This window comes from Salegentibacter profundi (assembly GCF_054121475.1).
In genome coordinates, this window is record NZ_JBSYGG010000006.1 from 15,920 (window position 1) to 29,095 (window position 13,176).

Sequence of the window (13,176 nt, forward strand, 5' to 3'; positions counted from 1 at the left end):
TTCAGAGTAAAAGGTCCATGACCTGTTTTGCAATAACCACATCTTTATAGTGTTTAATTTTTCCAGAATACCTGATTCGCTAATTTCAACGGGTTTCTTTTGGGAGATTTACTTTTAGTAAAAATATAGTCTTTCTTAAAGGAAAACCTTATGAGATCATTTTGATTTTACCTTTTATTAATCCCTTTTTTTGCTAAAAATCCTTAATTTCGCGTTTCATTAGAAATTACGACAAAATGAGCAATAAGTTCCCTGAATATAAAGGACTTGACCTACCGAAAGTAGCCGAGGAAATATTGGCTTACTGGAAGGAGAACGATATATTTGAAAAGAGCGTAAGCACCCGTGAGGGGAAGGAGCCTTTTGTGTTTTTTGAAGGACCGCCTTCTGCTAATGGCCTCCCGGGGATTCATCATGTAATGGCACGGGCTATTAAGGATATTTTTTGTCGTTATAAAACCCAAAAAGGATACCAGGTAAAACGGAAAGCTGGTTGGGATACCCATGGACTGCCGGTGGAACTTGGAGTGGAGAAAGAACTCGGGATCACCAAAGAAGATATCGGAACAAAAATTTCCATAGAGAAATATAATGATGCCTGTAAAAACGCCGTTATGCGTTATACCGATGTGTGGAACAACCTTACCGAGAAAATAGGCTATTGGGTAGATATGGATAACCCATACATTACCTACAAATCAAAATATATGGAAACGGTTTGGTGGCTGCTTTCTGAAATATATAAAAAAGGTCTTATTTATAAAGGCTACACCATTCAACCCTATTCGCCAAAAGCCGGTACGGGTTTGAGTTCGCATGAGCTTAATCAGCCTGGGACTTACCAGGATGTTACCGATACCACGGTAACTGCAATGTTTAAAATCGAAGATGCTTCAAGAACATCCGTGGGGGAGGAACTGGAAGGAGCGTTTTTAATCGCCTGGACCACCACACCATGGACATTGCCTTCAAATACAGCTTTAACAGTAGGTCCGAAAATTGAATATGTTTCAGTTAAAACATACAATCAGTATACTTTCGAGCCAATTACAATTCTCGTTGCAAAAAACCTAGCCAGAAAACAATTTGATAAGAAGTTTCAGGAAGTTGAAACTGAAGAGGAATTAAAAGATTATACTAAAGATGATAAAAAGATACCATTTTTAGTCTGTGATACTTTCTTAGGTAAAGATTTGGTGGGGATTAAATATGAACAATTGTTGCCATATGCTCAACCGTTTGAGAATCCTGAGAATGCCTTTCGTGTCATCTCCGGAGATTTTGTTACTACAGAAGATGGTACAGGAATAGTCCATACCTCCCCAACTTTTGGTGCCGATGATGCGATGGTGGCTAAACAAGCCACACCTCCTGTTCCGCCACTACTGGTAAAAGATGAAAATGGGAATCTCGTTCCACTTGTAGATCTGCAGGGGAAATTTAGACCTGAAATGGGAGAGTTTGCCGGGAAATACGTGAAGAATGAATATTATGACGAAGGCCAGGCCCCGGATAAATCTGTAGATGTGGAGCTTGCCATTAAATTAAAAGAAGAAAATCGTGCTTTTAAAGTAGAAAAGTATGTGCATAGTTATCCAAATTGCTGGAGGACTGACAAACCAATATTATACTATCCATTGGATTCCTGGTTCATCAAAGTGACCGAATTTAAGGAGCGTATGTTCGAGTTGAACAAAAATATTAACTGGAAACCGAAATCTACTGGAGAAGGTCGATTTGGGAATTGGCTAGCTAACGCCAACGATTGGAACCTATCTCGTAGTCGGTATTGGGGAATTCCTTTGCCAATTTGGAGAACCGAGGAGGGAAAAGAAGAAAAATTTATTGGTTCTATTGCTGAACTAAAAGAAGAAATGGCCAGGGCTGTAAAAGCCGGGGTGATGGACCAGGATATTTTTAATGGTTTCGAACCTGGCAATATGAGTGAGGAGAACTACGAATTGGTGGATCTTCATAAGAATGTAGTGGACCAAATAACCTTGGTGTCTGAGTCCGGTAAACCTATGAAACGCGAAGCCGATCTTATAGATGTTTGGTTCGATTCGGGTTCTATGCCTTATGCACAGTGGCATTATCCTTTTGAGAATAAAGAAAAAGTTGAAGGAGGAGAAAGGAAAGCCGACTTTATCGCTGAAGGGGTAGACCAGACTCGTGGATGGTTTTATACCCTTCACGCTATTGCTACGATGATCTTTGATGATGTGGCATATAAAAATGTCGTTTCCAACGGACTTGTTTTGGATAAAAATGGACAGAAGATGTCTAAGCGTCTTGGCAATGCTGTTGACCCTTTTGAAACACTAGCTGCATTTGGGCCCGATGCTACCCGTTGGTATATGATTTCTAACGCTAACCCTTGGGATAACCTTAAATTTGACATTGAAGGAATCGCTGAGGTACGTCGCAAATTCTTTGGAACACTTTACAATACGTATTCCTTCTTTACCTTATACGCGAATATCGATAGTTTCAAGTATGAAGAGGAAGAGGTTTCTTTAGAAGAACGACCCGAGATAGATCGTTGGATCCTTTCAGAATTGCATACGCTTATCGATAAAGTTGATAAATTCTATGCGGACTATGAACCAACACGGGCAACTAGAGCAATTTCAGAATTTGTTCAGGAAAATCTCAGTAACTGGTTCGTGCGTTTAAGCCGCAGGAGATTCTGGAAAGGCGATTATGAGCAAGATAAGATCTCAGCTTACCAAACACTTTACACCTGTCTGGAAACAGTAGCAAAATTAGGAGCTCCTGTTGCACCATTCTTTATGGACAGGCTTTATAAAGATTTAAACAAGGCAACTCAAAAAGAGACTTTTGAATCGGTGCATCTTGCTGATTTTCCGATTTTTGATGATAAATTTGTTGATAAATCTTTAGAACGTAAAATGGAAAAAGCCCAGACCATCTCATCTTTGGTGCTTTCATTGCGTAAAAAAGAAATGATCAAAGTAAGGCAGCCCCTCCAAAGAGTAATGATTCCGGTACTTGACCAGCAACAGCGGGAGGAAATAAAGGCTGTTGAAGAGCTGATTAAGTCGGAGGTAAATGTAAAAGAATTAAAGCTTATTGATGATGCTTCAGGTATTCTTGTAAAACAAATTAAGCCTAATTTTAAGGTGCTTGGGCCTAAGTTCGGGAAAGATATGAAGCTGGTTGTCAGTAAAATAAATAGTCTAAATGCTACAGATATTGCCACAATTGAACGGGAGGGTAGTATCGATATTGAAGTTAATGAAAAAATGATTACTTTGGCGGCCGAAGAGGTGGAGATTACCTCCCAAGATATTGAAGGCTGGTTGGTGGCAAGCAGCGGTAATATTACAGTAGCCCTGGACGTTAGTATTTCTCCAGAGCTTAAAAAGGAAGGAGTGGCCAGGGAATTAGTAAACAGAATACAGAACCTTAGGAAGGAATCTGGTTTCGAAGTTACTGATACTATAGATGTAACCCTACAGAAAGACGGCATTGTCGAGGATGCCGTTAATGAAAATATAACTTATATTAAGAACGAAACATTAACTGCACACCTCGAAGTTGCAGCGGTGGTAGAAGAAGGTACGGAGGTAGCTTTTGATGACATTACCACTAAATTGTTTATTAAAAAACATTGAGCTTATGTCTGCAGAAGTTAAAGAACGTTACAGTGATGCCGATTTGGCAGAATTTAAGGCACTCATCTTAAAAAAGATTGAGAAAGCCCAGGAACAGTTGAAAATTTATGAAAATGCTTACAAAAATGACGGGAATAATGGAACCGACGATACTTCCCCGACTTTTAAAGCCTTTGAAGAAGGAAGTGAAACGATGAGTAAGGAGGCTAACTCACAGTTGGCCATACGTCAGGAAAAGTTCATCAGAGATCTTAAAAATGCATTATTGCGTATTGAGAATAAAACCTATGGGGTTTGTAGAGTTACTGGTAAATTGATAGCCAAGGAGCGCTTGAAATTGGTACCACATGCTACTTTGAGTATCGAAGCAAAGAATATGCAACGCTAATTTTTTATATAAAATTATGCTAAACGCTCTCTTTGAAAGTCTTCAAAGAGGGCGTTTTGTTTTTATTAATGATAAAGAGTTACCCAACACTGTTATTGCTATTGCTCTTCAACCTCTCATTAATGGGACAGAAGGAAACCTTGAAGGCTATTGATGCAATATCAGTAGAAACAATTCAGATCTATGCAGAGGAGGTTTATAGTATCGATATCGAAACTTACTCAGGATCAAAGATTATAATCTCAACTCTTTCAGAAGGGGAATATTATAATCGTATAAGACTCCAAACCGAATTGCGAAATAAAGAACTAATCCTTAGTACCCAGTATCCTCAGGCGCTTTCGGGAGGGTATGATAAATTGAGTGCCCATAAGGTCTTTTCTTTACAGATAAAATTAAAGATACCTCAAGGCCTAAGGTTGTATATTGAATCAAGCCTGGCGTCGGTGACCACGACCGGAGGCTTTGAATCTATAGAGATCAGGCTAGATCAGGGATTCTGCGAATTAAAGGATTTCAGCGGAAATGGGAATGTGCAAACGATATTGGGGGATATTTCGGTAGAAACCAGTAATACTCGGGTCGAAGCAACATCCCGCAATGGAAAGTTAAATTTACCCATAATTCCTGACGGGAATAAACTACTTATATTGACGTCGGTCTACGGCGATATTAGCCTGCGAAAAACTAAATAATAATTGTATTTTTGGTCCAATTTTAATGCAATAGCTAAACATGTCCTTAAAAAAAGCCGGAATAATTATATTAGTGATTCTGATAATCGATCAGATTTCAAAATTTTATATTAAAACAAATTTTGCTCTTGGGGATGAAATAAGAGTCTTCGAATGGTTCAGAATTTTATTTGTGGAAAATGAAGGTATGGCCTGGGGGGCGAAGATACCAGGCTCATATGGGAAACTTGCACTTACTCTTTTCAGACTAGCAGCAATTGTTGGTATAGGTTATTGGCTTTGGGATTCGGTAAGGAAAAAGGGATCGAGAATTCTTATTATATCTATCGCCCTTATTTTTGCCGGCGCAATGGGTAATATTATTGATTCTGTTTTCTACGGTATTATTTTTGACCATAGTTATGGCAATATTGCGAGTTTTTTACCTGAAGGAGGAGGTTATGGGACGCTATTCCACGGAAAAGTGGTAGATATGCTTTATTTCCCTTTATGGCAGGGTAATTTACCGGAATGGATTCCTTTTTGGGGCGGTAATTATTTCACTTTTTTTGAACCCGTTTTTAATATTGCTGATTCAGCCATAAGCGTAGGGGTGGCTCTTTTATTATTATTCAATAAAAAGGCATTCCCGCCAGAAGAAGAAACTTCGGGTAAGAATTAAGCGGCGTTATTCTTTTCAAAAATTTTTTCGAATTTTTTCAACTCAATAGGTTTGATTAAATAGTCGGTAACCATGTTGAAAGATTTTGCTCTTTCCAGATCTCTGGGGTCAATAGAAGAGCTCACCACATAAAGAGTTATTTTCTTTTCAAAATTGTTTTTGATCTTGATGAATTCACTAAGGAATTCCCAGCCATCCATCACAGGCATGTTGAGATCGAGGAAAATAATATCTGGAAGTTTATCCTCAGTCATATTACCCATAATTAATTGAAAATAGTCAAGTGCTTCTTTCCCATTTTTAAAGATCAGAAGATTCTCAGATAACTTTTTTATCTCTATAATCTTCCGTACCAGGTTAACGTATATTTTATCATCATCAATTATACACGCTAATTCTACTTTTTGCCCCATAAGAATTAGTTTAAAATTTTATCTTAAATGTGGTGCCTACATCGACAGTGCTGGTAACTGAAATTGAACCTCCTAATGTCTCCACCTGATTTTTGGTGATAAACAGGCCAATTCCTTTTGCTTCCGGGTTGCTATGAAAGGTTTTGTACATTCCAAACATCTTATCGCCGTATTGATCTAGGTCTATGCCCATGCCATTATCGCTAATTTCAAGATACTCGTTGTCATTCTCGATATAGGTCTGTATATAAATCACCGGTTTTCTGCCAGGATGTTTATACTTTATAGCATTAGTGATTAAATTTAATAAAATACTTTCAAGATATTCAGAGATATAACTGATTTCTTCAAGAGCGTTAAATTCAGCTACGATTTTTGCATTTTCCCGATTAATTAAGGAAGAAGTTGAAGCCATTACCCCACTTAAAGCATCTTCAAATTTTATTATTCTCCTGTTTTTACTCAGGAGGCTTTGCTTATTTACTATCTCATTTAATTGTGATATAGCCACATCAAGGTTATCAGCAATATCTACTACATTAGGAAGAAGTTCCAATTTGTCGGCATCGGTTTTGGCCTCTTTCAATAATTCCACAATAAGACTTAAATTGCTACTGTGGGAACGTAAATGATGAGAAACTACATGGGCAAAATTAAATAGTCGCGAATTTTGTGTTGCGATTATATCCAGGGAATTCTGAAGATTGAGTTCACTATTCTTATTCTCATCGATATCCTGATAGACTCCTCTTATTCCAACAATTTCCTGTTCTTCATTGTAAACAGGCTTCCCGGTAGCTCTTACCCAGAATTCTTTATGATGGAGGCTTAACATTTTTAGTTCGATCTTAAAAGGGATCCCATATTTTTCACATTTTTCAAATGAAGATATCACACGTTGATGGTGTTCTGGAGCATAGAATTTTAAACGCTCCTCGTAAGCAGGCTGATAATCCAAGGGGCAATTCACAATCTTTTTAGTGACGTTATCCCAATAAATATTCTTGTGAAGGGTATCAACGTACCATCCCCCTGTTGAAGTCATTTCTGCAGTTTCATGATAATAGAAATAGTTTTCTTCAATGGTGTATTGATCGCGTTTTGCCTGATGAATATTTACAAATAGAAGGACGGCGGTTTCCCGGTTGCTGTGATCTTTGTTTTTTAAATTCCGACATTCGAACCAGCGGTATTTGCCGTTGTGTAGTTTCAGTTTTAATTCAAGACTGAAAGGCTCATTCTTAGAGGTAAGCTTATCAAAATATACTCTGAAATCATAACGATAATCGGGATGAAGTATTTCTTTGAGGAAATGCTCAAAGTTGTCACTGGTATCGGGTTTACCTACTAGAGCATTAAAATGATCGGACCAGGAAAGATTGTGATTTAAAAGATTGACCTTCCAGTAGGCAATATCAAAATCTTCAAGAATACTGTTTAACTGAAGGTCGTTTAACATCTGGCCAGTTTGTTTATCTAAAAGTAATAGAATGTTCTATTACTAACAAATAAATGCCTAATTTTTAAACTGATATACATGATTGGGGGTTACACAGAAATCCAAAGCTACATCAGTAGGAAAGATCTCTTGGATTTTCTCTTCTGGTTCAAAAAAGGAAAGACCTACTTTGATAACGCTGGGTTTGCAGGAGTCAAGAAACTGGTCATAAAAACCCTTCCCATATCCAATACGATGACCGACTTTATCAAATGCCAATAGAGGGATAAAGACCAGGTCGATCTTTGCGGGAGAAATTTCAATTCCACCATCAGGTTCAGGGATATCCCAGCGATTTTTCATAATTCTGGTAGAATCGGTTAGGAGAAAGTGGTTTAAACGGTGATTTTCAATATCGGTTTTTGAAACTACAACATTTTTATCTTTTCCTTGGAGAATGTGAAGGATGTATTCGGTATTCACTTCTTTTTGCTCTGAAATACTCAGAAATAAATGATAAAACTCAAGGTCCCATATCTTTATATTTAGAAGTCTGTTGGCAATTTTGAGGCTAAGCTCTTCCACTTCTTCTTCGGTTAGTGTTAAGCGAAGATCTTTATATTTTTTTCGCAGTGCCTTTTTATTCATTTTCTTTTTGGGGTAAGGAGATATGAAAGATGGCGTCACCTTGATAAACTATGGGTGATTCGTTAACATTGAGGATGTAGCCAGTATTGGAGGCCTTTATCTTATGCCTGAATTTGCCGTATGGATCGGTTATGGTACCTATATACTCACCTTTTTCTACGTGTTTTCCGCATGGAATTTTCACATGTAGAAGACCGCTGTATTTGGCGCGCATCCAAAAACTATTTTCAATAAGTACAGTTTGAGTAATCGCATCGGGATATTCGAATTTTGGATTTAGCATTTCCAGGTGACTTAGAATTCGCATTGTGCCTTCAACACCATGTCTTGCAATTTCTTTATCGCTGGATTTTGATTTACCTCCTTCATATAATAATACTGGGATTCCGAGTTTTGAACAGGTCTCTCTGAAGGACTTGGTGATGGTTTTTGACTCCATCGTAAAAGGAGCATTAAAGATGCGACTGTATTTCACGCTTAGGTCATCTGCTTGTTTTACTCTTATTTGGGGGGCATTAAACCGGCTTGCGCCACCTGTGTGGTAATCCAGGCAAAAATTTGCGACAGGGAGAATCTTTTTGACAAATTGGTAGGCAAACCTGCTGGCTAATGAACCGTGTTTGGTACCGGGAAACATCCGATTGAGATCTCTCCCATCGGGAAATTCCCTACTAAGGTTTAGAAAACCAAAAATATTAACCACGGGAATGCATATTATAGTCCCCTTTTGAGGTTTGTTGATACCCTTGGAAATGATTTGCCTAACTACTTCTATTCCGTTTATTTCATCCCCGTGAATGCCTGCGGTAAGCAGGACTACTGGCCCGGGTTTTTTAGCACGTTCGATGATAACAGGAACATCTACCGAATTGGTAGTGTAGAGTTTTGCCATATTGAAGTTGATCGTGGCACTCTTTCCAGGCAAAACCTTTTCACCTAGAATCTCCAGAATATTATCCTCGGTTATTTTTGGCATACCCTATACATTCCTTTCAATATACCTAATTATAAATTTAGCAATATCTTTACCAGTAGCCTCTTCAATTCCTTCTAATCCTGGTGAAGAATTAACCTCGAGAATTAACGGACCACGAGAACTCTGGAGCATATCTACTCCAGCTACTCCAAGACTCATTGCCCTGGCAGCTTTAATCGCTGCATTTTCTTCCTCATCGGTCAACTGAATTACTGAGGCTGAACCACCTCGGTGAAGGTTTGATCGAAATTCTCCTTCCTTTCCCTGTCGTTTCATGGCGCCAACTACATGCCCGTCTACAACAAAAGCACGAATATCTGCACCCCCGGCTTCTTTAATGAATTCCTGAACGATTACTCTGGCTTGTAAACCGTTAAATGCTTCGATCACCGATTCTGCAGCATTTTTAGTTTCAGCTAGAACAACTCCTAAACCTTGAGTTCCCTCCAGTAACTTAATAATTAAAGGAGCTCCTCCTACATGTTCTATTACTTCATGAACGTCTTTGGAGTAGTTTGTGAAGACGGTTTTAGGAAGACCGAGCCTTGCCCGGGAAAGCACCTGTAAACTTCTTAGTTTATCCCGGCTTCTAACCAGGGCCTGAGATTCTGTTGTGGTAAAAACACCCATCATTTCAAACTGTCGAACAACGGCTGTACCGTAAAAAGTAACTGATGCTCCGATTCTTGGAATGACGGCATCGGTACCCTCAATCATCTTTCCTTTATAAAATATGGAAGGTTTCCGCTTCTCGATTACCAGATCACATTTTAGCGGATCTATAACTTCTACTTCATGATGCCTTTTTCTTGCAGCTTCAACGAGTCTCTGGGTAGAATATAAATGACTATTCCTAGATAGGATTTTTATTTTCATCTTGTTTTAAATTGTAAGAAACATCAGTGAGTTCGGTGTCTACGAGGAATTTTTTGGTTAAGAATTTACGTCCAATAAGAACCGGAAACCGCATTTCCTGTCGGGATGACAAAGAAAGTGAAATTTTGAATACTTTACTGAAAATTTTAATAGTGGACTCTACCTGATATCTTTTTTGTATTATCCCATTGCTGCTTCGTACAAAGACAATATCGTAGTCGGTAAAGGAAAATTCTTTTCCATTGTATAACGGGTGTTCCTCATCAAGAAATGTGCATAGCAGGATATCATTTTCCTCCCTTATATTCTCACAATGAATTGAAGAGGTGTAAGCTCCCGTATCTATTTTAATTGCAATATCCTTAAGGTGAAGTGCAGGAAAATCTGCTTTGTCAAATCGCCCAATTACGGTTTTCTCCATACTGCAAGATAGTAAAATGGCAAAGTTTCTTTCTTAAGGAAGTGCGAAAATCTTGAGGCTAAACCTCTTCGTAGGGAATGATTTATAAATGCTCCAGCTATTTTATAAGTTCATTCTGGATGTATGTATAGCTTTTATCAAGACTTTTAAAGGGATCCATTTCAAAATTTTCCTGTTCAATTATAAGATGCTGTAAACCTGAGGTCTGGGTGTATGCCATTATCTCCTTATAGTTTATGGATCCAGCGCCAATTTCCGTATTTAGGTTTTTATCATTCTTCATCATATCCTTAATATGCCAAAGTTTGAATCTTCCCGGGTATTTTTTAAAAAGCGTAATGGGATCAATACCTGCTCTTTTCACCCAATATATATCAAGTTCAAAATCAATATGATCTTTATCTATTTCTGTAAGAAAAATTTCCATTCCATTTTTGCCATTGAAATCCTTAAATTCAAAAGCATGATTGTGATAAGCCAAACTTAGTCCTTGCTTCTTACACATTTCTCCTATTCTTCCTAACTTATCGGCAGCTTGCTTAAAACCATCTATGGAGTTTTGAAGTGAACCGGGTATGCTTGGGATTATTACGTATTTCTGTTCCATTTCATTTGCTGCATCCAGAAAATATTGAAAATTCGAAAGATCTTTTTCTCCCGTTAAAAATTGCCCTCCTGAATAATGACCAGATGGGCTGTTTAATCCGTAATCGGATAACATATGTTTGAAATCCCGGGCTTCATAACCCCAGAAAAGGTCCTCCTTTGAATATCCATAGGTTTCAATTTTCTTGATACCTACCTGTGATACTTCCGAAAGTATATTTCTCAAATCTTTCTTTGTTAACAAATCTCTAAGGGAATAAAGTTGAAGCCCGATAGGTGAATTCTGCGCTTTTGCCCATATTAAAGATGGGCCTAAAGTGGCGGCCGCCATGGCCAATCCTGTCTGTTTAATAAAGGTTCTGCGTGGAATCATAATTTATTAATTTAAAGGGATACGAATAAAATATTTATGTAATTGAATTGAAGTTATGTAAAAAAATTAGTAATTAATAAATTTTTTTAAAAAAGTTTATATATTGAGGATTCGAATTTAACCTCAAATTAAGATATGAAAAAGGCAAAAAATCAAAATGAATCTAAGCATTTTGACGCTATTGTAATTGGAACTGGGATTACCGGTGGATGGGCGGCAAAAGAACTCTGTGAGGGAGGATTAAAAACCCTGGTGTTAGAGCGTGGGCGCATGGTGGAACATCTGAAAGATTACCCCACGATGAATGATGACCCGTGGGATTATAAGTTCAAAGGACAGGTAACCAGGGAAGAACTTAAAAGACAAGAGAAGCAGGCCAGAACCGGGTATACAATAAATGATGCCAGTAAGCATTGGTTTGTGGACGATATCAAACATCCTTATAACGAAGAAAAAAGGTTTGATTGGATTAGAGGTTACCACGTGGGTGGAAAATCCCTTATGTGGGCTCGAATGTCCTTCAGGTGGAGTGACCTGGATTTTGAAGCCAATAAAAAAGATGGGTTTGGGGTAGACTGGCCAATACGTTATAAGGATCTTGAATCCTGGTATGAGAAGGTTGAAAGATTTGTTGGGATAAGTGGGAAAGCCGAAGGGCTCCCGCAGCTCCCGGATAGTATTTTTACACCGGAAATGCCTTTGAACTGTGTAGAAGAAGAACTACGGGAAGGAGTTGATGCAAATTTTGATGACCGGAAGGTTATTAATTCTCGAGTTGCGAACCTAACCGATCCAGATGGACGGGAAGGAAGATCAAATTGTCAATACCGAAATCGTTGTATTAGAGGTTGTCCCTATGGAGCATATTTTAGCAGTAACTCCTCCACACTTCCGGCTGCAGAGCGTACTGGAAATATGACTCTTCGCCCAAATTCAGTTGTTTACGAGATTATTTATGATGAAGATCAGGGTAAAGCGGTAGGTGTGAAGGTAATCGATGCCGAAACAAAGGAAAATCTGGAGTTTTATAGCGATGTAATCTTCTGCTGTGCGGGCGCTATACCTACTACGTCCATTTTAATGCAATCCAAATCAGAGCGGTTTCCAAACGGTCTTGGAAATGATAGTGGAGAGTTGGGCCATAATCTTATGGACCACCATTTCAAAGTTGGAGCTACTGCTAAATCAGATAATCATTTAGAGGACTACTATAAGGGAAGGAAACCCGCTGGCTTTTTTGTGCCGCGTTTTCGAAATATCGACAAGAATAGTGAAATGAAAGAGTTTGTAAGGGGTTATGGAATGCAAGGTGGTGCAAGTCGATCGGATTGGACAAAAGTAATTGGAGAACTGCAGTATGGGGCAGAACTCAAAAAGGCAATTGTGGAGCCAGGAGGATGGCAAATCGGAATAAATTGTTTTGGAGAGTGTTTACCCTATCATGAGAACAAAATGGCTCTAAATTATGATAAACTGGATCAATGGGGGTTACCCACCGTTACCTTTGATTGTGAGTATAAAGAAAATGAAATGGCCATGCGCGAAGATGCAAAACAACAAGCAGTTGCCATGCTTGAGAAGGCCGGATTTAAAGATGTTAAAGGCTATGAAGAACCCTGTTTTCCCGGCAATGGGATTCATGAGATGGGTACGGCAAGAATGGGCCGGGACCCTAAAACTTCTGTTTTAAATGGGAATAATCAGATTCATGCCGTACCGAATGTATATGTGACTGATGGTTCCTGTATGGCATCTTCAGCATCACAAAATCCATCCCTGACCTATATGGCAATAACGGCCAGGGCTGCCAACCATGCAGTAGGTGAATTCCAAAAACGTAAGGTTTAAGTGAAAACTTTGCTGAAGCAATGCTACAGGGAGATTGGATAAAATAATAATGCAAATTTTTAAATAAGTATTTAAACATATTTTATTTTTTAGGAATAAATTTTTGTCATTTATGTAAAAAAGCTTTTAATTCGTTTTTATTAACGAAGAATTAAGAGTATTAATTAGCTAGCCCTTAATATTAAATTAAAATGT

12 protein-coding genes are annotated in these 13,176 nt (G+C 38.3%); 5 read left to right on the forward strand and 7 right to left on the reverse strand.

Annotated elements, in window-relative coordinates:
- Positions 1 to 236 precede the first annotated feature (236 nt).
- The 4 genes from ileS (at position 237) to ACW6NC_RS09540 (ending at position 5,382) form a co-directional block, all read left to right on the forward strand.
- On the forward strand, positions 237 to 3,638 hold the full coding sequence (ileS, locus tag ACW6NC_RS09525) for an isoleucine--tRNA ligase (RefSeq protein WP_457865537.1): 3,402 nt from the start codon (positions 237 to 239) through the stop codon (positions 3,636 to 3,638).
- Positions 3,639 to 3,642: 4 nt separating this feature from the next.
- On the forward strand, positions 3,643 to 4,026 hold the full coding sequence (locus ACW6NC_RS09530) for a TraR/DksA family transcriptional regulator (RefSeq protein ID WP_457865538.1): 384 nt from the start codon (positions 3,643 to 3,645) through the stop codon (positions 4,024 to 4,026).
- A 122-nt stretch (positions 4,027 to 4,148) separates the two neighbouring features.
- Positions 4,149 to 4,721 carry a hypothetical protein gene (locus tag ACW6NC_RS09535; RefSeq protein WP_457865539.1) on the forward strand — a complete coding sequence of 191 codons (573 nt, stop codon included), beginning with the start codon at positions 4,149 to 4,151 and terminating at the stop codon, positions 4,719 to 4,721.
- A gap of 40 nt (positions 4,722 to 4,761) precedes the next feature.
- Complete coding sequence (locus ACW6NC_RS09540) at positions 4,762 to 5,382, forward strand: lipoprotein signal peptidase (protein ID WP_457865540.1); 621 nt, start codon at positions 4,762 to 4,764, stop codon at positions 5,380 to 5,382.
- Here the strand turns inward: ACW6NC_RS09540 and ACW6NC_RS09545 are convergent.
- The 7 genes from ACW6NC_RS09545 to ACW6NC_RS09575 form a co-directional block, all read right to left on the reverse strand.
- Complete coding sequence (locus ACW6NC_RS09545) at positions 5,379 to 5,795, reverse strand: response regulator (RefSeq protein ID WP_081210276.1); 417 nt, start codon at positions 5,793 to 5,795, stop codon at positions 5,379 to 5,381. The genes ACW6NC_RS09540 and ACW6NC_RS09545 overlap by 4 nt on opposite strands.
- A 10-nt stretch (positions 5,796 to 5,805) precedes the next feature.
- A complete protein-coding gene (locus ACW6NC_RS09550) occupies positions 5,806 to 7,254 on the reverse strand; it encodes a PAS domain-containing protein (protein ID WP_457865542.1) in 1,449 nt (482 codons plus the stop codon).
- Positions 7,255 to 7,311: 57 nt separating this feature from the next.
- Complete coding sequence (locus ACW6NC_RS09555) at positions 7,312 to 7,881, reverse strand: 5-formyltetrahydrofolate cyclo-ligase (RefSeq protein WP_457865544.1); 570 nt, start codon at positions 7,879 to 7,881, stop codon at positions 7,312 to 7,314.
- Complete coding sequence (locus tag ACW6NC_RS09560) at positions 7,874 to 8,857, reverse strand: succinylglutamate desuccinylase/aspartoacylase family protein (RefSeq protein WP_457865545.1); 984 nt, start codon at positions 8,855 to 8,857, stop codon at positions 7,874 to 7,876. Before ACW6NC_RS09560 ends, ACW6NC_RS09555 begins: the two co-directional genes overlap by 8 nt.
- A gap of 3 nt (positions 8,858 to 8,860) precedes the next feature.
- The gene (gene rimK, locus ACW6NC_RS09565) at positions 8,861 to 9,733 is read right to left on the reverse strand and encodes a 30S ribosomal protein S6--L-glutamate ligase (RefSeq protein ID WP_457865546.1); all 873 of its coding nucleotides are present in this window, start codon (positions 9,731 to 9,733) and stop codon (positions 8,861 to 8,863) included.
- A complete protein-coding gene (locus ACW6NC_RS09570) occupies positions 9,711 to 10,154 on the reverse strand; it encodes an ATP-dependent zinc protease family protein (protein ID WP_457865548.1) in 444 nt (147 codons plus the stop codon). Before ACW6NC_RS09570 ends, rimK begins: the two co-directional genes overlap by 23 nt.
- 97 nt (positions 10,155 to 10,251) lie before the next feature.
- Positions 10,252 to 11,133 (reverse strand): sugar phosphate isomerase/epimerase family protein, encoded by an 882-nt coding sequence (locus tag ACW6NC_RS09575; RefSeq protein ID WP_457865550.1) that lies wholly within the window; start codon positions 11,131 to 11,133, stop codon positions 10,252 to 10,254.
- Positions 11,134 to 11,268: 135 nt separating this feature from the next.
- On the opposite strand from ACW6NC_RS09575, the gene ACW6NC_RS09580 reads away from it, so the two are divergent.
- Positions 11,269 to 12,981, forward strand: a complete 1,713-nt coding sequence (locus ACW6NC_RS09580; RefSeq protein WP_457865552.1) for a GMC oxidoreductase — start codon at positions 11,269 to 11,271, stop codon at positions 12,979 to 12,981.
- Positions 12,982 to 13,176: the final 195 nt, after the last annotated feature.

What these genes read in the sequence shown, in the direction of transcription:
- ileS (WP_457865537.1), top strand. Translation starts at nt 237, where the DNA reads ATGAGCAATAAGTTCCCTGAATATAAAGGACTTGACCTACCGAAAGTA.
- ACW6NC_RS09530 (WP_457865538.1), top strand. Translation starts at nt 3,643, where the DNA reads ATGTCTGCAGAAGTTAAAGAACGTTACAGTGATGCCGATTTGGCAGAA.
- ACW6NC_RS09535 (WP_457865539.1), top strand. Translation starts at nt 4,149, where the DNA reads ATGGGACAGAAGGAAACCTTGAAGGCTATTGATGCAATATCAGTAGAA.
- rimK (WP_457865546.1), bottom strand. Translation starts at nt 9,733, where the DNA reads ATGAAAATAAAAATCCTATCTAGGAATAGTCATTTATATTCTACCCAG.
- ACW6NC_RS09555 (WP_457865544.1), bottom strand. Translation starts at nt 7,881, where the DNA reads ATGAATAAAAAGGCACTGCGAAAAAAATATAAAGATCTTCGCTTAACA.
- ACW6NC_RS09580 (WP_457865552.1), top strand. Translation starts at nt 11,269, where the DNA reads ATGAAAAAGGCAAAAAATCAAAATGAATCTAAGCATTTTGACGCTATT.
- ACW6NC_RS09575 (WP_457865550.1), bottom strand. Translation starts at nt 11,133, where the DNA reads ATGATTCCACGCAGAACCTTTATTAAACAGACAGGATTGGCCATGGCG.
- ACW6NC_RS09545 (WP_081210276.1), bottom strand. Translation starts at nt 5,795, where the DNA reads ATGGGGCAAAAAGTAGAATTAGCGTGTATAATTGATGATGATAAAATA.
- ACW6NC_RS09560 (WP_457865545.1), bottom strand. Translation starts at nt 8,857, where the DNA reads ATGCCAAAAATAACCGAGGATAATATTCTGGAGATTCTAGGTGAAAAG.
- ACW6NC_RS09570 (WP_457865548.1), bottom strand. Translation starts at nt 10,154, where the DNA reads ATGGAGAAAACCGTAATTGGGCGATTTGACAAAGCAGATTTTCCTGCA.
- ACW6NC_RS09550 (WP_457865542.1), bottom strand. Translation starts at nt 7,254, where the DNA reads ATGTTAAACGACCTTCAGTTAAACAGTATTCTTGAAGATTTTGATATT.
- ACW6NC_RS09540 (WP_457865540.1), top strand. Translation starts at nt 4,762, where the DNA reads ATGTCCTTAAAAAAAGCCGGAATAATTATATTAGTGATTCTGATAATC.